The following is a 19,534-nucleotide window of genomic DNA, read 5'->3' on the forward strand; positions in this document are numbered from 1 at the left end:
TCCACGTGGAACAGCCTATTTGCCGATGCAAAAGCGCGCGAATAGCGCGTCGAGCATCGCTTCGACCCCTGCCCGGCCGGTGATCGCGTCGAATGCACGCATGGCGGAACGGAGATGCTCGGCGATCAGGAGCAAGTCGCTCTCCTGCCCGACCGTGCGCAGGGAAGCCGCAGCAGCCTGGCAAAGTTCCCGCTGGCGTGCGTTTAGCGCCATCTGATCGGGCGGCGGTAGCAAGCCAGCGGCGAGGCCTGCCATCGCTTCCCATAGCCCCTCCATGCCCTCGCCCGTGCACGCTGATAGCGATGTTCGGCCCGCCTCCCCCACTCTCCCCGGCAGGTCGGCACGGGGATTGAGCCAGAGAAGATGGTCATGCGCAGGCGGCGCCTCGTCCCCGAGCCAGAGCAGGATATCCGCTTCCGCCTGGGCAGCTTGGGCGCGGGCGATGCCGATCGCTTCGATCGCATCGCCCGGCGTCTCGGCCAGGCCCGCGGTGTCGATCAGCAGCCAGGCGATTCCGCCGCGCACTACGGGCGCCTCGATCCGGTCGCGCGTGGTGCCCGAGATCGGCGAGACGATGGCGGCATCGCGCCCGGCCAGGGCATTGAGTAGCGACGACTTGCCGGCATTGGGCGGGCCCGCGAGCACGACGCGGATGCCATCGCGCAGCCGCTCGACCGGCGGGCGATCCGCCACCGCTTCGATATCCGCTGCCAGCGCCGCGGCTCCGGAGCGGATCGCCGGGAGCAGCGCCGCATCCGCGACGTCATCCTCATCGCTATGATCGAGCTCGGCCTCAACCCGTGCGGCGAGCGCGAGCAACCGGTCGGTCCAGCCTTCCACTGCACGCCGCACCGCGCCCTCCGCCGACCGGATCGCGGACCGGCGCTGCGCCTCAGTCTCGGCCATCAGCAAATCGCCGAGGCCCTCGGCTTCGCTCATGTCGATCCGGCCATGGAATAGCGCCCGCCGAGTGAACTCGCCTGGCTCGGCCGACCGGAACCCCGGTCGGGCAGCGAGCGCCGCCTCGACCGCACGGACCACGGCGCGCCCGCCGTGAAGGTGGAATTCGGCTAGATCCTCGCCTGTCGCACTGCGCGGTCCGGGAAAGCATAGGACGAGCGCGCGATCGAGCAGCGTGCCGTCCGCCGGATCATGCAGCGCCCGCACCGCGGCACGGCGCGGCGCCGGCAGATCGCCCGAGAAATCGCGCACCACTGCGAACGCCTGCGGGCCGCTGACGCGCAGCACCGCGATCGCGGCGGGCGGTGCGCCGCTGGAAACCGCGTAGATCGTGTCCATTACTTCGCGGTCTTGCTCCCGGCGTCGAACATCGCGCGCCACATGCCCATGCCTGCCTCACCCATCGGCGACCAGCTTTGCAGCATCTGCTGGAACGCTTCGGGGCTGGCCTGCTTGTCGATGGCATCGACCATCATCGAGACATAGCGCTCATGCACCGGCGCGAGATCGGGCAGCCCCATGGCGCGGCGAGCTTCCTCGGGCGTGCACTCCACCTCGACATTGATCTTCATGGCCGTCTCCGTTGCGCGCGCCGCATCGCGGCTGCTAATCCAAAGCCATGTATGCGCGCGACCATGGTGTGATCGCAACGCCCATCGGGCCGGTCCGGGTCGTGGGCGGCGAAACTGCGCGCGTCTCGGTTCAGATCGGCGAAGGTTCACCCTGTCCGGGCAGTGACCCGCCCGTCCGCCTAACGCTCGCGCAGCTCGAAGCCTGGCTCGCCGGGGAGCGTCAGGATTTCGGCCTGACACGCACACCTTTGCCCACTCCACGTGGAACAGCGCTGCGCCACGCGATGATGGCGATCCCCTATGGCGAGACGCTGAGCTATGGCGCGTTCGCCTGGCGGACCGGCTCCGGCACGCGCGCTCGGGCAGATCTGCGCGGACCTTTCCTATCCTCGCCCTGCCACCATGTGCTCGCCGATGGCGGCAAGCTCCGGCAATCATTCGGGTGGCTACGGGCCCAAGATCAAATCCTGGCTGCTCGAGCATGAGCGCCGCCTCTCCAAAAGGACCCTAGTATGAGCGAGATGATCAGCATCGGCACGATTGACGGCAGCGGCAACTTCCAGGCCTATGTCGCCAAGCCCGAAGGTACGCCCAAGGCCGCGATCATCGTGATCCAGGAGATATTCGGCGTGAACCCTGGCATCCGCCAGAAGTGCGACGATTGGGCCGCGAAGGGCTATCTGAGCCTAGCCCCAGACCTGTTCTGGCGCCTTGAGCCCGGCATCCAGCTCGACGCCGATGTGCCCGAACAATTCCAGCACGCGCTGGGACTGATGGGCAAGTTCAACCAGGACGCCGGCATTCGCGACATCGAGGCGACGATCCGGGCGGCGCGCGCCATGCTCGGCGAGGACGGCAAGGTCGGCGTGGTCGGCTTCTGCCTGGGCGGGCGCCTGGCGTTCATGACCGCGACGCGGACCGACAGCGATGCCAGCGTCGGCTATTATGGCGTCGGCATCGACAATCTGCTGGGTGAGAAGCACGGCATCTCGCGCCCGGTACTCATGCACATCCCGCAGGCCGATCACTTCGTCAGCCCCCAGGCGCAAGAGGCGATGCATGCGGGGCTGGACGATCATCCCAAGGTCACGCTGTTCGATTATGCCGGCGAAGACCATGGCTTTGCCGATACCTTCGGCAAACGGCGTTCGGACGAAGCAGCCAAGCTCGCCGATGCGCGGACGGCGGAGTTCTTTGCGAAGAACCTGGGCTAAGCATCGATAATATAATCTGAAAGGGGAAGATATGCGGGGATTCGTCGCCCTGAGTCGCACAGCCTGCGCGCTCGCCATCTGGCCTGCGCTCGGCGCTGCGCCTCCGTCCCCGCCCCCGACCCTCGACGCCGTGCTGGCGCGCTGGGACCAGGATGAACATCCCGACCTGCGCGGCGTCGTGGTGCTGCATCACGGAAAGCCCGTCGCCGAACGATATTATAACGGCGCGACCGCGGCCGAACTTCACGACATCCGTTCGGCCGGCAAGAGCATCACTGCCCTGCTTGTCGGCATCGCGATCGATCGCGGCGCGGTTCGATCGGTGGACGATCCCGTCGCGCGCTACTGGACGGATGCGGCCGGCAGCGCGATCGGCCCCGTGCCGCTGCGCGATGTGCTGACCATGCGCTCGGGCCTTGCCGCATTCGATGAGGACCCGGCCTCACCCGGCAACGAAGACCTGATGGACGCGTCGCCCGACCCGCTCGCCTTCGTTCGCGCCGTCCCCGGCGAGACCGCGCCGGGCACGCGCTATCGCTACAATTCCGTCACGGCCTATGTCGCTGGGATCGTAGTGGCGAAGGCGGCCGGCCAGACCATGGCGAGCTTCGCCGGACAGCGGCTGTTCGCGCCGCTCGGCATCACACAATCGCGCTGGGACGCCGACGCCTCCGGCATGACCAAGGGCCAGGGCAATCTCCGTCTCGCCACCCGCGATCTGGCGCGCATCGGCGAGATGGTCCGCAACCAGGGTCGGTACCAAGGCCGCCGGATCGTCAGCGCGGGCTGGGTATCGGCAATGCTCGCGCCGCGCGTGAAAATCGCCGCCGAAGATCCCTATGCCGACCACTATGGCTATTTCTGGTACCGCAAGGCGCACCGGATCGACGGCACCGCGATCACCGTGTCCTTCGCCTCGGGCAATGGCGGCAACAAGATCTATATCGCGCCGGCATGCGACCTGGTGGTGGCGATCACTTCGTCCGCCTATGGGCGCGGCTATGGCCAGCGCCGCTCGGAAGCGATCCTGAAGGCCATTCTCGCGGCAGAGGTCTCTGCGGGCAATTGCCGGTCCGGATAGCCTCAGAAGAAGCTGGTGATACCCGGCGTCTCGGGGGTGCCGACCCAGCCTTCATGGATCATGCGGACTGCGACGAAGACGATCACCGCCAGGCCGAAATAGGCGATCCACGGATAGCGGTTTATCAGGCGCGCGATGAAGTTGGCGGCGAGGCCCATCAGCGCGACCGAGAGCAGCAGGCCGACGACCAGGATGCCGGGATGCTCGCGCGCCGCACCCGCAACGCCCAGGACGTTGTCGAGGCTCATCGACACATCCGCCACGGCGACGGCCCAGGCGGCCGCGGCGAAGCTCCTGGCGGGCTTCAGGCCTGATTCGACTTCGTGCGCATTCGCCCCGCCCTCTCGAATCTCTCGCCAGAACTTCCAGCTCACCCAGAGGAGCAGCAATCCGCCGGCGAAGATCAGGCCGACAATGCCCATCAGCCAGCTGACGACCAGCGCGAAGATGATGCGCAGGACCAATGCGGCACCGATGCCGATCAGGATGACCTTCTTGCGCTCGTCCGCCGGCAAGCCCGCCGCCAGCGCGCCGACGACGATCGCATTGTCGCCGGCCAGCACCAGGTCGATCATCAGCACCGAGCCGAACGCGGCCAGCGCAGCCGGCTCGGTGATATTCGAGAAATCCGCGACGATGTGGTGCCAGATGTCGAGCGGGGAACCGATTCCCGAGGCGGCGGCGCTGAGGAGCATGTCGAGCATTGCCAAGCCCTAGCGCGACGCGGGCGGCATGCAAGCTTTGGCAGGAACGCAAGCACATGGCGGAAAAAAGAAAAGGCCGGGCATCGAGCCCGGCCTTTCCTAACCCACCCCTTGCCCCTCCCTTGGAAGGGAGGGGTTTGGAAGGTCACTGATTCATGCTGTCGAAGAAGTCCTCGTTGGTCTTCGAGTCCTTCATCTTGTCGAGCAGGAACTCCATCGCGTCGATGGTGCCCATCTGCATGAGGATGCGGCGCAGGACCCACATCTTGGTTAGCTTGGCCTTGTCGACCAGCAGCTCTTCCTTGCGGGTGCCCGACTTGCCGACGTCGAGCGCCGGGAAGATGCGCTTGTCCGCCACCTTGCGGTCGAGGACGATTTCCGAGTTACCGGTGCCCTTGAACTCTTCGAAGATGACTTCATCCATGCGGCTGCCGGTGTCGATCAGCGCGGTCGCGATGATCGAGAGCGAGCCGCCCTCCTCGATGTTGCGCGCGGCGCCGAAGAAGCGCTTCGGGCGCTGCAGGGCGTTGGCGTCGACACCGCCGGTCAGCACCTTGCCCGAGCTTGGAACCACGGTGTTGTAGGCGCGGCCGAGGCGAGTGATCGAGTCGAGCAGGATTACCACGTCCTTCTTGTGCTCGACCAGGCGCTTGGCCTTTTCGATCACCATTTCAGAGACTTGCACGTGGCGCTGGGCCGGCTCGTCGAAGGTCGAGGAGATCACCTCGCCCTTCACCGAGCGCTGCATGTCGGTGACTTCCTCGGGACGCTCGTCGATGAGCAACACGATCAGGAAGACTTCGGGATGATTGTCGGTGATCGCCTTGGCGATGTTCTGCAGCATCACCGTCTTGCCGACGCGCGGCGGGGCGACGATCAGCGTGCGCTGGCCCTTGCCCTGCGGGCTGACGATGTCGATGACGCGCGCCGACTTGTCCTTCTGGGTCGGGTCGAGCTGGTCGAGCGTCAGCTTGCTCTCAGGATAGAGCGGCGTGAGATTGTCGAAATTGACCCGGTGACGGACCGCGTCGGGATCGTCGAAATTCACCGAGACCAGGCGGACCAGCGCGAAATAGCGCTCGCCGTCCTTGGGGCCGCGGATCTCGCCTTCCACCGTATCGCCGGTGCGCAGGCCGAACTTGCGGACCTGGTTGGGCGATACATAGATGTCGTCGGGGCCGGCGAGATAATTCGCCTCGGGGCTACGCAGGAAGCCGAAGCCGTCGGGCAGCACTTCGATCGTGCCCTCGCCCATGATCTGGTCGCCATTCTCGGCCTGCGCCTTGAGGATCGCGAAGAGCAGGTCCTGCTTGCGCAGCGTCGACGCGCTCTCGACGCCCAGTTCCTCGGCCATCGAGACCAACTCGGCGGGCGGGGTCTTCTTGAGTTCCTTGAGGTGCATTTGGAGTCCGGATGTTGATCTGGGGGGAGCGTCGGTCGGCGGTAAGGTCGCGCGCGAAGTACGATGCTTGGAGGAGGGATGGCCCGGTGACCCGGTCCACAGCGTCGAATTAGGAGTGGCCCACCCCCAAGTCAACCGGGATCGGCGGTCTGGGATACGCTTTTGCGACGGGCTTCAAGTTGCGGGCGACGAGAATCTGGCGCAATTTTGTTACGCCAGCGCTCAGAAGGGCTTCACCACCGCCAGGATGACGATGAGGATCACGGCGAGCGCAGGGAGCTCGCCGATCATGCGCAGGCGCCGCGGCGCGAGTTTGCCCTGACCCGCGGCGAGCTTCTTCGAATAGCCGACCGCCCAGCCCTGATAGCCCGAAAGCAGCAATACGATCAGCAGCTTGGCATGGAGCCAGCCGAGCCCGGCCCCGCCTTCGAACAGGCCGATATTGGCAGCGAGCGCCAGGCCGAGCAGCCAGACCATGACGATCGAAGGGCTGAGGATCATCTTGCGGAGCAGCGCCTCGCGCTTCTCCCAGGCGGCCGCCTCGGGCGTGCCCAGCGCTTCCTGGTGATGGACGAGATAGCGCGGCAGCAGGAAGAGGCCGGCCATCCAGAAGATCACGAAGATGATGTGGAACGCCTTGACCCAAAGATAGGCATTACCGAGCCAGCCCGCCATCACTTATCCCCTGATCCGCTTCAGCAGTTGCTCGACATGTTCGATCGGCGTGTCCTGCTGGATGCCGTGGCCGAGATTGAAGACATGCGGGCGGGTTGGGAAGGCCGAAAGGATGCGGTCGACTGCGCGTTCGAGCGTCTCGCCGCCGGCGATCAGTGCCAGCGGATCGAGATTGCCCTGCACGGGCATGCCTTCGGGAAGCACTTCATCGGCCCAGTCGGGATCGACGGTCTCGTCGAGCCCGAGCGCATCGACACCGGTCTCGCGGGCATAGGCCGGGAGCTTGCCGCCAGCACCCTTGGGGAATCCGATCACGGGCGCCTTGCCCTTCACCGCAGCGGCGATGCGCGCGGTCGGCGCGATCACCCAGCGCTCGAACTGCTCGGGCGAAAGGCTGCCGGCCCAGCTGTCGAACAGCTGCACCGCCTCGACACCCGCGTCGATCTGCGCGGTGAGATAGTCGATCGTGCAATCGGCGATGCGATCGATCAGGGCCTGCATGAGTCCGGGATCGTTGTAGGCAAGGCGGCGTGCCTCGGCCTGCTCGCGGCTCCCTTGGCCGGCGATCATGTAGGTAGCGACGGTCCAGGGGCTACCTGCAAAGCCCAGGAAGGTCGTCTTGGAGTCGAGGGCGGCGCGTACCTGCCGGACGGTGGCATAGACCGGCTGCAGGGCCTCTGGACGCGATTCAAGGCCATCCAGGATGCCGCGGGCGGTCACCGTCGGGGCCAAGCGCGGGCCTTCGCCGGTTTCGAACCAGAGCTTCTGGCCGAGCGCCATCGGTACCATCAGGATGTCGGAGAACAGGATCGCCCCGTCCATGCCGAAGCGGAGGATCGGCTGGAGGGTGATCTCGGCCGCGGCGTCCGGGTCCAGCGCGAGGGCGAGGAACCCGCCTTTCTCGACCCTCAGCGCGCGATATTCGGGCAGATAGCGTCCGGCCTGGCGCATAAGCCAGATCGGTGGGGTCTCCTGTCGAACGCCCTTCAGCGTCTCGAGCAGCGGCTTGGGGGCAGGGACGGTCAGGGCCTCATCCTAATACTAGTAAGAATGAATCTAGAGATTGTTGGAGTTAGTAGGGGCGTGAAAGCCGGGGCTTATGCGCTCGTCCGCGACTTGCCAACAGATTGACTCCAACCGCCCCACGGGAGTCCGCGGATTCGCCGGCTCCATCCCCGTTTTCCACAGACTGTGCATCGGAACGACAATCTGGGGACGCGGTTGTGGACGAATCACGAGCGAGAGTCCCGGATTTGACTCGATTGGTTCGTGCGGCCGGTTGCGCTAGTGACTGTGGGGCATGTTCTCCACAGATTCACCAACGGTGTGATGCGCCTACACCTTCACCTCCTCTCCGACTCCACCGGCGAAACGCTGGAGAACATCGCCAAGGCGGCGCTCGCCCAGTATGACGATGTCGAGACGCTGCGCCATTTCTGGCCGATGGTGCGCAGTGAAGCGCATCTCGAGCGGATCCTCCAGGAGATCGCGCAGAACCCCGGGCTGGTGCTGTTCACCCTGGTCAATCCCGAGACCCGCCGCACCCTCGAGAGCCGCTGCCGCGCCATGGGCCTGCCGGCGATCGCGCCGCTCGATCCGGTCAACCACGCACTCTCCAACCTGCTGGGCCAGGAAGCCAAGGCGCGCCCCGGGCGGCAGCACACATTGGATGCCGCCTATTTCGCGCGCGTCGATGCGATCCAGTTCACCATAGCGCATGACGATGGCCTGCTCGCCGAGGATTGGGAAGAAGCCGACATCCTGCTGGCCGGCGTATCGCGCTCGTCCAAGACGCCGACGTCCATCTACCTGGCGAACCGCGGCTACAAGACCGCCAACATCCCGATCGTGGTCGAATCACCGCCGCCGCCCGAGCTGTTCGGGCTCAAGCATCCGCTGATCGTCGGCCTCACCACCAGCGCCGACAGGTTGATCCAGATCCGCCGCAACCGGCTGCTCTCCCTGAACCAGGCGACCGAGACCAGCTATGTCGAGCAGGACGCAGTGACGCGCGAAGTCGCCTTTGCCCGGCGGATGTTTGCCGACAATGGCTGGCCGGTGATCGACGTGACGCGCCGCTCGATCGAGGAGACCGCCGCGGCGATCATCCAGCTCTGCAACGAGCGCACATTGGAAAAGGGCAGACAGTGAAACTAGTTCTCGCGTCGCAAAGCGCCTCGCGCCGCGCGATGCTCAACGACGCCGGCGTGCCGCATGAGGCCGTGACGGCACAGGTCGACGAAGCATCGGCCAAGGAATCGCTGCTCGCCGATGGCATCTCCCCGCGCGACCTGGCCGATGCGCTGGCCGAGCTGAAGGCGCTCAAGGTGTCGGGCCTGGTGCCAAGCGCCCTGGTGCTGGGCGGCGACTCACTGGTCGCGCTCGACGACGGCTCGTTGCTCGACAAGCCCGAGAGCCGCGAACAGGCTGCCGACCATCTTCGCCGCATGTCGGGCAGGACGCACGATATCTACAGCGCGGCAGTGATCGCCGAGGGCGGCCGCGCGGTGTGGCGCCATGTCGATCGCGCCAAGCTCCATGTCCGCCCGCTCTCCGAGAAATTCATCGGGCAATATCTCGATGTGGAATGGCCCGCGATCGCCGGCTGTGTCGGCTGCTTCCGGATCGAGGGGCCGGGCGTCCAGCTGTTCAGCCGCACCGAGGGCAGCCAGTTCACCATCCTCGGCATGCCGCTGCTGCCGATCCTCGACTATCTGCGTACCCGGGGGATTTTGACGTCATGACTGCCTATGCCGAAGTGATCGGCGATCCCATCGCCCAGTCCAAGTCGCCGCTGATCCACGGCTTCTGGCTGAAGCAACTCGGCATCGAGGCGGAGTACCGCCGCGCCCATGTCACGCCCGAGCAGCTCGCCGGCTATTTCGAATCGCGCCGCGACGATCCCGATTGGCGCGGCTGCAACATCACGCTTCCGCACAAGGAAGCCGCGCTGGAATTCGTCGAGGATCGCGGCGGCATCCGCCGGTCGATCGGGGCGATCAACACGGTGCTCCGGGCCGAGGATGGCGCGCTGATCGGCACCAACACCGATGCCGGCGGCTTCTATGCCCCGATCGCCGGGCTCGATCTCGACGGCAAGCACGCCGTGGTGATCGGCGCGGGCGGCGCGGCGCGGGCGATATTGTTCGCGCTCTCGAAGATCGGCATCGGCCGGGTGACCCTGCTCAACCGCAATGTGTTGAAGGGTGCCGCGCTGCTCTCCAGCTTCGGGATCAAGGGCGATGCGCTGCCGCTCGGCACCAAACTGCCCCCGGCGGCCCTGCTGGTGAATGCCAGCGCACTTGGCATGGTCGGTCAGCCGCCGCTCACGATCGACTTGTCGCCGCTACCTGAGGATGCGGTGGTCTATGACGCAGTCTATGCGCCGCTAGAGACCGAACTGCTCGCCCAGGCGCGCGATCGCGCGCTCGATACGGTGGACGGGCTCGAGATGCTGGTCGGCCAGGCCGCGCTTGCCTTCGAGCTGTTCTTCGGCGCCGAGCCCCCGCGGGACCGCGACGAGGAGCTGCGCGAGCTGCTGCTTCAGTGAGTGATCCTCTCTCCGTCATCCCGGCGAAGGCGGGGATCCAGAGTCGCAAGGGACATCGCTCCGTTACCCTGGATCCCCGCCTTCGCGGGGATGACGAAAAGGGAAAAAAACGATGATCGTTCTCGGCCTCACCGGATCGATCGGCATGGGCAAGTCGACCGTCGCGGCGATGTTCCGCGACGAAGGCGTACCGGTGTTCGACGCCGACGAGGCGGTGCATGCGCTGCAGGGGCCCGGCGGCCGGATCGTCGCGGCGATCGAGGAGACCTTCCCCGGGACCACCGGCCTGGACGGGGTCAACCGACCGGCGCTGCGGGCCCGGGTGTTCGGTGACGAAGCCGCCTTCGCCTGGCTCGAATCGATCGTCCATCCCGCGGTCGGCGAAGAGCGCGAGGCTTTCCTGGCGCGCCACGCCGAGTCGGACCTGGTGGTGCTCGACGTGCCCCTGCTGTTCGAAACCGGTGGCAATTCGCGAGTCGACCGAGTCGCGGTGGTATCCGCGCCGCTGGACGTCCAGCGCGAACGCACGCTTGCCCGGCCCGGCATGACGGCGGAGCGCTTCGAGGCAATCCTCGGCCGCCAGATGCCCGATGCGGCCAAGCGCGCCCGGGCCGACTTCGTGATTCCGACGGGTGGTTCGCTGGACGAGACGTGCGCCGCGGTGCGCGATGTCATCGCTTGCCTCAAGGCGTCCACGGGAGGATAAGTGACAAATGCGTGAAATCGTGTTCGACACCGAAACCACCGGGCTCAGCTTCTCGGGAGGCGACCGGCTGGTCGAGATCGGGTGTGTCGAGCTGGTCAACCGGGTGATGACCGGGCGCCATTTCCACGCCTATGTGAATCCGCAGCGGCCGATGCCGATCGAGGCGTTCAACGTCCACGGCCTGTCGGAAGTGTTCCTCTCGGACAAGCCGCTGTTCCACGACGTGTGCGAGGACCTGCTCGAGTTCATCGGCGACAGCCCGATGATCGCGCACAACGCCAATTTCGACTTCGGCTTCATCAATGGCGAGTTGACCAAATGCGGCCGGCCGATCGTCGATCTTTCGCGGATGGTCGATACCCTCGCAATTGCGCGCGTGAAGCACCCCGGCGCCAAGCATACGCTGGACGCGCTATGCTCGCGCTACGGCATCGACCTGACCCAGCGCACGCTGCACGGCGCCTTGATCGACGCGTCGCTGCTGGCGCAGGTCTACGTCGAGCTGACCGGCGGGCGGCAGATTACCTTGGGGCTGGCGGTGGACACGCCGGTGATGCGCGAGACCCTGGCAGAGGCGCCGATGCGGGTACATGTGCGCCCTGCGCGACAATTTGCGCCTAGCGTGGCGGAACTTGAGCGCCACGCAGCCTTTCTCTCTAAGATGGAGGAGCCGCTCTGGGGCGCCGCCGCAGCCAGTTGAACCCGGCTTTGGCCCGGATCAAAGGGCTGGGACCCCGCCCCAGCTAGCGTCCTCGCAATAGCGGAGGTGAAGATGGACATCCGGGTTTCTGGGCATCAGGTCGAAACGGGCGCTGCGCTCAAGGCGCAGGTCAACGAACGGCTCCAGGGGATTGCGGGCAAATATTTCTCGCGTGCCATTTCCTCCCAGGCGACCTTCGGCAAGGGTCCGCACGACAATGGCTTCACCTGCGACATCGTGATGCACGTGACCCAGGGCTTGGTGCTCAAGGCGACGAACAAGGGCATGGAGGCGCATGGCGCCTTCGACGGTGCCGCCGACCGGATCGACAAGCAGCTGCGCCGCTACACGCGCCGGCTAAAGGATCGCCAGGCCGGCGTGGTCAGCGCGCTGGCCGAGAACGGCGCCTATGACAACAATGCCGGCTACACGCTCTTCCAGGAGCATGCCGAGGAGGAAGAGCCGGCCGATGCGCCGCTGATCATCGCGGAAACGCGCGTCGATGTGCCCGATGCCACTGTTTCGGACGCAGTTATGATGCTGGATCTCCGGCACACCAATGCGCTGCTGTTCCGAAATAGCGCGACGGGCGCCCATAACATGGTCTATCGGCGCGGCGACGGGACGATCGGCTGGGTGGAACCCAATCGCGCGGCCTGAGTATTAGGCAGGCCCTTGGGGGGCGGACCTCAACTGGACTATCGATGACGACGATCACTGAATTGCTCGTGCCGGAGGCTGTGCTCTCCGGCGTGAGTGTTGCGAGCAAGAAAGCGCTGTTCGCAGCGCTGGGGGCTGCCGCCGCCGAGGCCTATGGTCTCGACGCGCGCGCCGTGGCGGAAACGCTTGCCGAGCGCGAGAAGCTGGGTTCGACCGGCTTCGGCGCCGGCATCGCGATTCCGCATGGCAAGCTCGACTCGATTCGCCGCGTGTGCGGCGTGTTCATGCGGCTGGAGAAGCCCGTCGATTTCGGCGCGGTGGACGAGCTTCCCGTGGACCTGGTCTTCATGCTGCTCTCGCCGGTGGGTGCGGGTGCCGATCACCTGAAGGCGCTGGCCTGTGTTTCGCGCGCGCTGCGCGACAAGGGCATTGCCGCCAAGCTGCGCGGCGCGGGGTCGCGCGATGCGCTCTATGCGCTGCTCGCCGGCGTGGAGGCGCGTGACGCTGCCTAACGAGATTCGGCCCGAAGCGATGGGCCCCGAGGCCACCGGAGCGGAGGCGCATTTCCGGGCGCTGGAGTCGCTTTACGCCGCGGCACCGATCAACCAGCTGTTCGATTCGGTCCTGGAGATTCCGGAGTCCGGCGTCGCGCGCATCCGCTTCACCATCGACGAACGCTATTTCCACGCGGCCGGAGCGGCGCATGGCACGAGCTATTTCAAGATGCTCGACGATGCCGCCTTCTATGCCGTGAACAGCCTCGTGACCGACCGCTTCATCCTGACCACCCAGTTCAACCTGCTGCTCACCAAGCCGCTCGGCCCAGGGCCGGTGGTGGCGGAAGGACGCTGGGTGAGCGGACAGCGTCGCGTGTTCGTCGGCGAGGCGCGGCTGATCGATGCGACCGGCGAGGAAGCGGCGCGCGGTACCGGCACGTTCATGCGCTCGCGCATCCCGCTTTCCTCGCTGCCCGGCTACACCAAGGGATGATGCCGCGGCTGGCCACCGGCATGCTGGTCAACGCGTTGATCCGGCGGGCCGAGGGTGCGGGGGGCGGTGCGATGGTGCTTGCCAAGGGCGATGCGACGGCAGGCGCGATCCTGTTGCTGCTGGTCGAGCGCGGGGCCAATCCCCGCTTCGTCGAGCGGGGCCTGGGCGCGGACGGGAACGCCGCGCTGATCCCCGCCGGGCCTCGCGAATTCGCCGATGACACCGAGGTCACCGGCTATTGGCGCCGCCGCCGCGGCAACGATTCAGACCTATGGGTGGTTGAACTGGACATCCCGGAAGGGGAACGCTTCGCCGCTGAAACGCTGGCGGCGAATTGACTTTGCGGGCGCGCGCGGCGAAAGGCGCCTCCACTATCAATCGCGTTGTGCTGCCCGGGGTGTGAAGTCGGTCGGTTACGCAGTCGGGGGGAAGTCCGGCGGCCCATAGATAAACAGGGCCGGCCGCGCGCCAACCGCACAGTAACGAAGTTTGATGAAGCTCATTCACCGCGTCGCGGCTTTCGCGACGGCGACTTTTTGCGCAGGTGCGCTTGCGAACGCCGCCACGCTCGATGTGACGCTGAACCAGGATACGCCGGTTCAGATGGTCAACACGCTGGAACACCAGGTTGTTCCCACCCCGGCCCCCCAGGCCGCGCCGCTCCCCATCAAGGGGGAGTTCGTCCAGCAGATCCCCAATGCGGATGCGGACGATGATGATTTCGACTCGCTCTCCGAAGCCGTGGCAGCGCAGGACGCGCCCGCATCGCTCGATAGTGAGCTCAATTGCCTTGCCGTGAGCGTCTATTACGAAGCGAAGAGCGAGCCGCTGGCCGGCCAGCTCGCCGTGGCGGACGTGGTTCTCAACCGCACCGAATCGGGCCGCTTCCCGCGCTCGGTCTGCGGTGTCGTGACTCAGCGCGGCCAGTTCTCCTTCGTGCGCAGCGGCAAGCTGCCGACCCCGCCGGCCAACGGCCAGTGGAAGAAGGCGCTCGCGGTCGCCCAGGTCGCGATGAAGGAACAGTGGAATTCGCCGGTTCCCGAAGCGCTCTATTTCCATGCGCGCTATGTGAAGCCTAGCTGGAAGCGCCCGCGCGTCGGCTCGGTCGGCAATCACGTTTTCTATCGTTGATCGCTTCCAGGCGCCCGCGCCGAAGCCCAAAAAAGCGCGTCGCGGGCTTCCCCGCGTTCGCCTAATGTTCTAAGCAGCCGGGGATGAACTCTCCGGCTGTTTCGATTCAGGAAGACCCGTTGCCAGATGGGCCATTGATCGCCGCCGATGTCGCGCGCGGCGTCACCCGGCTGCTGCTCCGCCACGATTGTGTCGCGCTCGCCGAAGTGCCGCTCGAGGGTGGGCGCCGTGCGGACCTGATGGCGATCGATTCGCGCGGCAACATCGTCATCGTCGAGATCAAGGTGTCGCGCGCCGACTTGCTCGGCGACGGCAAATGGACCGATTATCTCGCGCATTGCGACCGCTTCTTCTGGGCGGTGCCCGCGGGGTTCGACATGCGCCCGTTCGAGCAGGAAGGCTTCCTGCCCGCCCGCGCCGGGATCATCGTCGCCGATCGCTATGATGCCGCGGTGATGCGCGAGGCGGCGACCGTGCCGCTGCCGGCGCCCACCCGCAAGAAGTGCACCCTGGCCTTTGCCCGGCGGGCGGCGCGCCGGGTCATCCAGATCCTCGATCCGGACGCCGAAGCGAGTTTCTAGAGCTTGGGGCCCGCAGGCGCGAGCGCGCCGCCCGACTTGGAGCCCTTGGGCGCGTCGGCGAGCAGCTTGGCGATCTGCGTGTAGCGCGTCTCGTCCCGGGCATAGTCGCGCGCAGACTTGCCGGTGACATTGTCGGTCCGGTCCGGATTGGCGCCGGCGGCGAGCAACTGGCGGACGACTTCGATGTCATGGACCTGGACGGCGCGGATCAGCGGCGTTTCGCCGCTCGAATTCGCCTGGTTCACATTGGCATTATATTTGAGCAGGATCGTCACGCCTTCGCCCCAGCCGCGCTCCGCGGCGATGAGCAGCGGCGTATTGCCGCGAGCGTCCTGCAGGTTCGGGTTGATGTCGTCCTGCTGGAGCAGCACGCGCAGATAGGTGGAATCGTTACGCCGCACCACGATGTGCAGCGCACCGTCGCCGGTCTGCTTGTCCTTGGTGTTGACGATGCGGAGCGACTTGTTCTCCAGATACTTGTTCACCTTGGTGCCGTCCGTCTCGCGGATGGCGTTCAGGAAATTGTAGCTGTCGGAGAATTGCTGGGCCGATGCCGGCGCGGCGGCGAGCATCAGCAGTGCGGCGCCGGCGGCACCGAATACGCGAACCATCATGTCTTTGCCCAAACCCCATTGCGGCAGTGCTTGCAAGCCTCGGACTATCAGATCATGGCTGGCGATACCATGAGCAGGATATTTCAAAGCTTTGCGCCTTTGCTGCTGCCGATGCTACTGGTCGTGTCGGGCTGCAGCGGCGCATCCGAGGAGCCGCCGCTCGCCGGCGCGCGGATCGGCGGCCCGTTTACCCTCACCAACCCGGCCGGCAAGCCGGTGCGCGACAGCGATTTCGCCGGCAAATATCGCATCGTCTATTTCGGCTATACCTATTGCCCGGACATCTGCCCCACCGACATGCTCAAGATCGGCCAGGCGATGAAGCTGCTCGACAAGCAGGCGCCGGCCAAGGCGGCGAAGATCGTGCCGATCTTCATCACCGTCGATCCCGAGCGCGATACCCCGCAGGTAGTGGGCGAGTTCGTCCGCAACTTCGATGACCGGGTGATCGGCCTCACCGGAAGCCCGGCGGCGATCGCGGCGGTCGAGAAGCAATATGCAGTCTACGCGAAGAAGGAGGCGCCCGGTGCGGGCGGCGGCTATCTGGTAGGTCACAGCCAGATAGCCTATCTAATGGACCGGGACGGCAAGCCAATCACGTCGCTGCCGATCGAGAAGGACGCTGCCGCCCTTGTGGAGCAGCTCGACCATTGGGTGAAATGACCGGTAAATTCTGGGAAGACCTGCCGCTGGAAAAGCTCGACCGTGCGCAATGGGAAGCCCTTTGCGACGGCTGCGGCAAATGTTGCATCCACAAGCTGGAGGATGAGGAGACCGGTGAGCTCCTCGCCACCAATGTCGCCTGCCGCCTGCTCGACCGGCGAATGGGGCGCTGCTCGGACTATAAGCACCGCCACGCCTATGTCGCCGAATGCGTGCGGCTCAATTCGAGCAATGTAAGCAAGATCGAGTGGCTGCCTTCCACTTGCGCCTATCGCCTGCGCGGCGAAGGCAAGCCGCTGCACGACTGGCATTATCTGGTGAGCGGCGACCCCGAGTCCGTCCATGCCGCGGGCCAGTCGACGCGCGGCTGGACCGTGAGCGAGGACGATGTCATCGACTTCGAGCATCATCTGGTGGACCGCGAGCTTTGAGCGAAGCCGAGATCGAGGTCGTCCGTCACGCCAGAGCGCGGCGGATGCGGCTCTCGATCGATCCGCGCAGCGGCAAGGTGAAGCTCACTTTGCCCCCGCGTGCTTCGCTGAAAAAGGCCATGGACTGGGCGCGCGAGCAGCAGGGCTGGATCGCGGTGCAGCAGGCCAAGATGCCCGAGGCGCGGCCGTTCGAGCCTGGTGCGAAGATCCCGCTCGGCGATGCCGAGGTCGAGATCGTCTGGCCCGCCCCCGGTGCCGGCCGCACCCCACGGCTCGACGGCGATCAATTGCTCTGCGGCGGCCCGCGCGAAGGACTGGAACGGCGCATCGAGCGCTGGTTCCGCCAGGCGGCGCTCGACCTGCTGAGCGAAGAGACCGCCGAATATGCCGAGCGCGCCGGGGTGAGCGTCACCAAGGTCTCGATCGGCGATCCCCGCGGCCGCTGGGGCAGCTGTGCGTCGTCAGGCCAGATCCGTTACAGCTGGCGGCTGTTGCTCGCGCCCAGCCATGTCCGCCGCTCGACCGTGGCGCATGAAGTGGCGCACCGCATCCACATGAACCATTCGCCGGCCTTCCACCGCGTGGTGGCGGAGCTGTTCGAAGGCGATCCCGACCGTGCGCGCATGTGGCTGCGGCGGAACGGCGCCGCGCTGCACTGGTACGGGCGATAAGCGTCTAGCCCTAGGTTCGTCCTCCCCGCGAAGGCAGGGAGGACAACCAATCTGTCAGTCAGAAGGTTACTGTTCGCCCCGCGGCGCCTCATTGCGCGGTGCCGGCGCCGGCTGGCGGGGCGCATCGCGCGGAACGTCCCGCGGATCGCGCTGGGCAGGCGCCGGTGCCGGCGTCCGCTTGCCGGTCATCCGGTCGATCCAGTCCTGGTCGAGCTGCTCGTCGCCCTGGCCCTGCTGTTGCCCCGGCACCGGCTGCACCTGTTGCTCGGTGCCATCGCTGCGCGGCTGCTGGTCATCAGATAGCGGATTGCCGTCCTGGTCGACGAACATGCCGTTGTCCGGCTCGCCATAGGCCGAATTCTCTTCGTCGAGCTGATACTCGGGCAGTGTCACCTGGGTGTCGAATGCCTCGGCTGGCCGCTTCGCCACTGCCTTGACCATGAAGTCGTGGAAGGCGCGCGCCGGCGCCGTGCCGCCCTGCAGGCCGGGAACGACCTTGGCATCGTCGCGGCCCATCCACACGCCGGTGGTGATCCCGCTCGAGAAGCCGACGAACCAGCCATCCTTGTTCGACGTGGTAGTGCCGGTCTTGCCCGCGACCGGGCGGCCGATCTGCGCGGCGCGTCCGGTGCCGGTGGCGACCGCCGTCTGCATCAGGTCGGTCATCTGCGCCGCCACATAAGGCGCGACCAGGACATGGCTGGTGTCGACTTCATGCTGGTAGATCACCGCGCCGTTCGCCGTGACGCGGGTGATGCCATAGGGCGTCACCGCCACGCCCTTGTTCGCCACCGAGGCGAAGGCGCGGGTCATGTCGATCAGGCGGACGTCGGACGTGCCGAGCACCATCGCCGGGTGCGTGTCCACCGGCGTGGTGATGCCGAAGCGGCGGGCCATGTCGGCAATAGCGCCAAAGCCGACTTCCTGGCCGAGCTTCGCCGCGATCGTGTTGACCGAATAGGCGAAGGCGGTGCGGATGTTCATCTCGCCACGGAACGCGCCCGAGCTGTTGCGGGGCGACCAGCCGTTGATGGTCACCGGCTCGTCGACGACCAAGTCGTCGGGCTTATGGCCGAATTCGAGCGCGGTCAGGTAGACGAACAGCTTGAAGGCCGAGCCCGGCTGGCGCGTTGCCTGGGTCGCACGATTGTAGATCGACGCGACATAATCCTTGCCGCCGACCATCGCGCGGACGGCGCCGTCGCGGTCGAGCGCGATCAGCGCACCCTGCGCGTTCTTCGGGGCGTTGGTGCGGATCGCGTCGTCGGCGGCGCGCTGCATCGACAGGTCGAGCGTGGTCCACACTTCGAGCGGCGCCTCGGTCTCGTCGATCAGCACTTCGAGCTGGGGCAGCGCCCAGTCGGTGAAGTAGCGCACGCTGTTCTGCTTAGGCTCGGGGGCGAGCGCGACGGTGTGCGGATCGGTCGCCTTTGCTTGCGATTCGGTGATCTTGCCGGTCTCGGCCATCAGGTCGAGCACCACGCTGGCGCGGCCGATCGCGGCCTCGGCATCGGCGGTGGGCGAATAATGCGAGGGTGCCTTGACCAGGCCGGCGATCACCGCCGCCTCGGCCAGGGTCAGGTTGGTCGCGGGATGGCCGAAGAACTTCCGGCTCGCCGCGTCGATGCCATAGGCGCCGCCGCCGAAATAGACCTTGTTGAGATAGAGCTCGAGGATCTCGTCCTTCGAGAATTTCCGCTCCATCGCCAGCGCGATCACGCCTTCGCGCACCTTGCGGCCGAGATCGTACTTGTTCGACAGGAAGATGGTGCGCGCCACCTGCTGGGTGATGGTCGAGCCGCCCTGCAGGCGCCGGCCCTCGTCGTGCAGCTGCTTGGCGCGCCAGAAGATGCGGGCGACGCCGACCGGATCGACGCCCCAATGCGATTCGAAACGGCGATCCTCGGTCGCGATGATCGCGTCCTTCATCACCTGCGGAATCTTGTCGTACTTGATCCACTCGCCATAGCTCGGCCCGAGCGAGACGAGCACGGTGCCGTCGGCGGCATGGACGCGGATCATCTGGCCGCTCGGCGACCGCTTGAGCTCGTCGAAGCCGGGCAGCGTCGACTTGGTCGAATAGACGGCGATCAGCAGTGCGATGAAGGCGAGCAGCGCCACGCTGCCGCCGCCGATCAGCGACCAGAAGACGACGCGCTTCCAAAAGGCGAGGTCACGCCATTTGGACCTGCGGATGACTGCGGGCAGATTGGATGCCATCGGGGGGGT

25 protein-coding genes are annotated in these 19,534 nt (G+C 66.1%); 17 read left to right on the forward strand and 8 right to left on the reverse strand.

Annotation, left to right across the window (positions count from 1 at the left end):
- Positions 1–15: 15 nt before the first annotated feature.
- Positions 16–1,299, reverse strand: coding sequence for a tRNA uridine-5-carboxymethylaminomethyl(34) synthesis GTPase MnmE (gene mnmE / locus AC1RPL_RS16190; protein ID WP_493070611.1), 1,284 nt, complete (start codon positions 1,297–1,299; stop codon positions 16–18).
- Entirely contained in the window at positions 1,299–1,532 is a 234-nt protein-coding gene (locus AC1RPL_RS16195) for a DUF6489 family protein (RefSeq protein ID WP_493070612.1), read from the reverse strand. Before AC1RPL_RS16195 ends, mnmE begins: the two co-directional genes overlap by 1 nt.
- Before the next feature lie 47 nt (positions 1,533–1,579).
- On the opposite strand from AC1RPL_RS16195, the gene AC1RPL_RS16200 reads away from it, so the two are divergent.
- Genes AC1RPL_RS16200 through AC1RPL_RS16210 form a run of 3 tightly spaced genes read left to right on the forward strand, consistent with a single transcriptional unit; the run spans position 1,580 to position 3,827 of the window.
- Complete coding sequence (locus AC1RPL_RS16200) at positions 1,580–2,017, forward strand: MGMT family protein (RefSeq protein ID WP_493070614.1); 438 nt, start codon at positions 1,580–1,582, stop codon at positions 2,015–2,017.
- 27 nt (positions 2,018–2,044) lie between these two features.
- A complete protein-coding gene (locus AC1RPL_RS16205) occupies positions 2,045–2,746 on the forward strand; it encodes a dienelactone hydrolase family protein (RefSeq protein ID WP_493070616.1) in 702 nt (233 codons plus the stop codon).
- Positions 2,747–2,777: 31 nt separating this feature from the next.
- Positions 2,778–3,827, forward strand: coding sequence for a serine hydrolase domain-containing protein (locus AC1RPL_RS16210; protein ID WP_493070618.1), 1,050 nt, complete (start codon positions 2,778–2,780; stop codon positions 3,825–3,827).
- Between the two features lie 2 nt (positions 3,828–3,829).
- Here AC1RPL_RS16210 and AC1RPL_RS16215 read toward each other — a convergent pair whose 3' ends face one another.
- The 4 genes from AC1RPL_RS16215 to hemE all read right to left on the reverse strand — a co-directional run bounded on the left by AC1RPL_RS16215 (position 3,830) and on the right by hemE (position 7,634).
- The gene (locus tag AC1RPL_RS16215) at positions 3,830–4,531 is read right to left on the reverse strand and encodes a TerC family protein (RefSeq protein ID WP_493070620.1); all 702 of its coding nucleotides are present in this window, start codon (positions 4,529–4,531) and stop codon (positions 3,830–3,832) included.
- Positions 4,532–4,676: 145 nt separating this feature from the next.
- The gene (gene rho / locus AC1RPL_RS16220) at positions 4,677–5,933 is read right to left on the reverse strand and encodes a transcription termination factor Rho (RefSeq protein WP_493070622.1); all 1,257 of its coding nucleotides are present in this window, start codon (positions 5,931–5,933) and stop codon (positions 4,677–4,679) included.
- A gap of 222 nt (positions 5,934–6,155) precedes the next feature.
- Positions 6,156–6,608: a CopD family protein gene (locus AC1RPL_RS16225; RefSeq protein WP_493070624.1), complete on the reverse strand. Its 453-nt coding sequence runs from the start codon at positions 6,606–6,608 to the stop codon at positions 6,156–6,158.
- A gap of 3 nt (positions 6,609–6,611) precedes the next feature.
- Positions 6,612–7,634, reverse strand: a complete 1,023-nt coding sequence (hemE, locus tag AC1RPL_RS16230; RefSeq protein ID WP_493070945.1) for a uroporphyrinogen decarboxylase — start codon at positions 7,632–7,634, stop codon at positions 6,612–6,614.
- Between the two features lie 303 nt (positions 7,635–7,937).
- On the opposite strand from hemE, the gene AC1RPL_RS16235 reads away from it, so the two are divergent.
- The 11 genes from AC1RPL_RS16235 to AC1RPL_RS16285 all read left to right on the forward strand — a co-directional run bounded on the left by AC1RPL_RS16235 (position 7,938) and on the right by AC1RPL_RS16285 (position 14,926).
- Positions 7,938–8,759 (forward strand): pyruvate, water dikinase regulatory protein, encoded by an 822-nt coding sequence (locus tag AC1RPL_RS16235; RefSeq protein WP_493070626.1) that lies wholly within the window; start codon positions 7,938–7,940, stop codon positions 8,757–8,759.
- Positions 8,756–9,352, forward strand: a complete 597-nt coding sequence (locus tag AC1RPL_RS16240; protein ID WP_493070628.1) for a Maf family protein — start codon at positions 8,756–8,758, stop codon at positions 9,350–9,352. The genes AC1RPL_RS16235 and AC1RPL_RS16240 overlap by 4 nt, the downstream gene beginning before the upstream one ends.
- Positions 9,349–10,158: a shikimate dehydrogenase gene (aroE, locus tag AC1RPL_RS16245; RefSeq protein ID WP_493070629.1), complete on the forward strand. Its 810-nt coding sequence runs from the start codon at positions 9,349–9,351 to the stop codon at positions 10,156–10,158. The genes AC1RPL_RS16240 and aroE overlap by 4 nt, the downstream gene beginning before the upstream one ends.
- A 112-nt stretch (positions 10,159–10,270) precedes the next feature.
- Positions 10,271–10,864 carry a dephospho-CoA kinase gene (coaE, locus tag AC1RPL_RS16250; protein ID WP_493070631.1) on the forward strand — a complete coding sequence of 198 codons (594 nt, stop codon included), beginning with the start codon at positions 10,271–10,273 and terminating at the stop codon, positions 10,862–10,864.
- Between the two features lie 7 nt (positions 10,865–10,871).
- Positions 10,872–11,564: a DNA polymerase III subunit epsilon gene (gene dnaQ, locus AC1RPL_RS16255; protein ID WP_493070633.1), complete on the forward strand. Its 693-nt coding sequence runs from the start codon at positions 10,872–10,874 to the stop codon at positions 11,562–11,564.
- Between the two features lie 72 nt (positions 11,565–11,636).
- Complete coding sequence (gene hpf, locus AC1RPL_RS16260) at positions 11,637–12,224, forward strand: ribosome hibernation-promoting factor, HPF/YfiA family (RefSeq protein ID WP_493070635.1); 588 nt, start codon at positions 11,637–11,639, stop codon at positions 12,222–12,224.
- Positions 12,225–12,268: 44 nt separating this feature from the next.
- Positions 12,269–12,736, forward strand: a complete 468-nt coding sequence (locus tag AC1RPL_RS16265; RefSeq protein WP_493070637.1) for a PTS sugar transporter subunit IIA — start codon at positions 12,269–12,271, stop codon at positions 12,734–12,736.
- Between the two features lie 19 nt (positions 12,737–12,755).
- Entirely contained in the window at positions 12,756–13,214 is a 459-nt protein-coding gene (locus AC1RPL_RS16270) for a PaaI family thioesterase (RefSeq protein ID WP_493070947.1), read from the forward strand.
- Positions 13,211–13,552 carry a DUF1491 family protein gene (locus AC1RPL_RS16275; protein WP_493070639.1) on the forward strand — a complete coding sequence of 114 codons (342 nt, stop codon included), beginning with the start codon at positions 13,211–13,213 and terminating at the stop codon, positions 13,550–13,552. The genes AC1RPL_RS16270 and AC1RPL_RS16275 overlap by 4 nt, the downstream gene beginning before the upstream one ends.
- A gap of 154 nt (positions 13,553–13,706) precedes the next feature.
- The gene (locus tag AC1RPL_RS16280; RefSeq protein WP_493070641.1) at positions 13,707–14,345 is read left to right on the forward strand and encodes a cell wall hydrolase; all 639 of its coding nucleotides are present in this window, start codon (positions 13,707–13,709) and stop codon (positions 14,343–14,345) included.
- A gap of 83 nt (positions 14,346–14,428) precedes the next feature.
- Positions 14,429–14,926, forward strand: coding sequence for an MmcB family DNA repair protein (locus AC1RPL_RS16285; protein ID WP_493070643.1), 498 nt, complete (start codon positions 14,429–14,431; stop codon positions 14,924–14,926).
- Here AC1RPL_RS16285 and AC1RPL_RS16290 read toward each other — a convergent pair.
- Positions 14,923–15,540, reverse strand: coding sequence for an ankyrin repeat domain-containing protein (locus tag AC1RPL_RS16290; RefSeq protein WP_493070645.1), 618 nt, complete (start codon positions 15,538–15,540; stop codon positions 14,923–14,925). The two genes, AC1RPL_RS16285 and AC1RPL_RS16290, sit on opposite strands and share 4 nt — an antisense overlap.
- A gap of 69 nt (positions 15,541–15,609) precedes the next feature.
- On the opposite strand from AC1RPL_RS16290, the gene AC1RPL_RS16295 reads away from it, so the two are divergent.
- The 3 genes from AC1RPL_RS16295 to AC1RPL_RS16305 are packed head-to-tail and all read left to right on the forward strand — an operon-like array spanning position 15,610 to position 17,305.
- Positions 15,610–16,203, forward strand: coding sequence for an SCO family protein (locus tag AC1RPL_RS16295; protein ID WP_493070647.1), 594 nt, complete (start codon positions 15,610–15,612; stop codon positions 16,201–16,203).
- Positions 16,200–16,634, forward strand: coding sequence for a YcgN family cysteine cluster protein (locus AC1RPL_RS16300; RefSeq protein ID WP_493070649.1), 435 nt, complete (start codon positions 16,200–16,202; stop codon positions 16,632–16,634). The genes AC1RPL_RS16295 and AC1RPL_RS16300 overlap by 4 nt, the downstream gene beginning before the upstream one ends.
- Before the next feature lie 44 nt (positions 16,635–16,678).
- Positions 16,679–17,305 carry a M48 family metallopeptidase gene (locus AC1RPL_RS16305; protein WP_493070949.1) on the forward strand — a complete coding sequence of 209 codons (627 nt, stop codon included), beginning with the start codon at positions 16,679–16,681 and terminating at the stop codon, positions 17,303–17,305.
- Positions 17,306–17,371: 66 nt separating this feature from the next.
- Here AC1RPL_RS16305 and AC1RPL_RS16310 read toward each other — a convergent pair whose 3' ends face one another.
- Complete coding sequence (locus tag AC1RPL_RS16310) at positions 17,372–19,525, reverse strand: transglycosylase domain-containing protein (RefSeq protein WP_493070651.1); 2,154 nt, start codon at positions 19,523–19,525, stop codon at positions 17,372–17,374.
- Positions 19,526–19,534: the final 9 nt, after the last annotated feature.

The organism is Sphingomonas sp. GW821-FHT12D09, from assembly GCF_058807215.1.

What these genes read in the sequence shown, in the direction of transcription:
- mnmE (WP_493070611.1), bottom strand. Translation starts at nt 1,299, where the DNA reads ATGGACACGATCTACGCGGTTTCCAGCGGCGCACCGCCCGCCGCGATC.
- AC1RPL_RS16195 (WP_493070612.1), bottom strand. Translation starts at nt 1,532, where the DNA reads ATGAAGATCAATGTCGAGGTGGAGTGCACGCCCGAGGAAGCTCGCCGC.
- AC1RPL_RS16200 (WP_493070614.1), top strand. Translation starts at nt 1,580, where the DNA reads ATGTATGCGCGCGACCATGGTGTGATCGCAACGCCCATCGGGCCGGTC.
- AC1RPL_RS16205 (WP_493070616.1), top strand. Translation starts at nt 2,045, where the DNA reads ATGAGCGAGATGATCAGCATCGGCACGATTGACGGCAGCGGCAACTTC.
- AC1RPL_RS16210 (WP_493070618.1), top strand. Translation starts at nt 2,778, where the DNA reads ATGCGGGGATTCGTCGCCCTGAGTCGCACAGCCTGCGCGCTCGCCATC.
- AC1RPL_RS16215 (WP_493070620.1), bottom strand. Translation starts at nt 4,531, where the DNA reads ATGCTCGACATGCTCCTCAGCGCCGCCGCCTCGGGAATCGGTTCCCCG.
- rho (WP_493070622.1), bottom strand. Translation starts at nt 5,933, where the DNA reads ATGCACCTCAAGGAACTCAAGAAGACCCCGCCCGCCGAGTTGGTCTCG.
- AC1RPL_RS16225 (WP_493070624.1), bottom strand. Translation starts at nt 6,608, where the DNA reads ATGGCGGGCTGGCTCGGTAATGCCTATCTTTGGGTCAAGGCGTTCCAC.
- AC1RPL_RS16235 (WP_493070626.1), top strand. Translation starts at nt 7,938, where the DNA reads ATGCGCCTACACCTTCACCTCCTCTCCGACTCCACCGGCGAAACGCTG.
- aroE (WP_493070629.1), top strand. Translation starts at nt 9,349, where the DNA reads ATGACTGCCTATGCCGAAGTGATCGGCGATCCCATCGCCCAGTCCAAG.
- coaE (WP_493070631.1), top strand. Translation starts at nt 10,271, where the DNA reads ATGATCGTTCTCGGCCTCACCGGATCGATCGGCATGGGCAAGTCGACC.
- dnaQ (WP_493070633.1), top strand. Translation starts at nt 10,872, where the DNA reads ATGCGTGAAATCGTGTTCGACACCGAAACCACCGGGCTCAGCTTCTCG.
- hpf (WP_493070635.1), top strand. Translation starts at nt 11,637, where the DNA reads ATGGACATCCGGGTTTCTGGGCATCAGGTCGAAACGGGCGCTGCGCTC.
- AC1RPL_RS16265 (WP_493070637.1), top strand. Translation starts at nt 12,269, where the DNA reads ATGACGACGATCACTGAATTGCTCGTGCCGGAGGCTGTGCTCTCCGGC.
- AC1RPL_RS16270 (WP_493070947.1), top strand. Translation starts at nt 12,756, where the DNA reads ATGGGCCCCGAGGCCACCGGAGCGGAGGCGCATTTCCGGGCGCTGGAG.
- AC1RPL_RS16275 (WP_493070639.1), top strand. Translation starts at nt 13,211, where the DNA reads ATGATGCCGCGGCTGGCCACCGGCATGCTGGTCAACGCGTTGATCCGG.
- AC1RPL_RS16280 (WP_493070641.1), top strand. Translation starts at nt 13,707, where the DNA reads ATGAAGCTCATTCACCGCGTCGCGGCTTTCGCGACGGCGACTTTTTGC.
- AC1RPL_RS16285 (WP_493070643.1), top strand. Translation starts at nt 14,429, where the DNA reads ATGAACTCTCCGGCTGTTTCGATTCAGGAAGACCCGTTGCCAGATGGG.
- AC1RPL_RS16290 (WP_493070645.1), bottom strand. Translation starts at nt 15,540, where the DNA reads ATGATGGTTCGCGTATTCGGTGCCGCCGGCGCCGCACTGCTGATGCTC.
- AC1RPL_RS16295 (WP_493070647.1), top strand. Translation starts at nt 15,610, where the DNA reads ATGAGCAGGATATTTCAAAGCTTTGCGCCTTTGCTGCTGCCGATGCTA.
- AC1RPL_RS16300 (WP_493070649.1), top strand. Translation starts at nt 16,200, where the DNA reads ATGACCGGTAAATTCTGGGAAGACCTGCCGCTGGAAAAGCTCGACCGT.
- AC1RPL_RS16305 (WP_493070949.1), top strand. Translation starts at nt 16,679, where the DNA reads ATGCGGCTCTCGATCGATCCGCGCAGCGGCAAGGTGAAGCTCACTTTG.
- AC1RPL_RS16310 (WP_493070651.1), bottom strand. Translation starts at nt 19,525, where the DNA reads ATGGCATCCAATCTGCCCGCAGTCATCCGCAGGTCCAAATGGCGTGAC.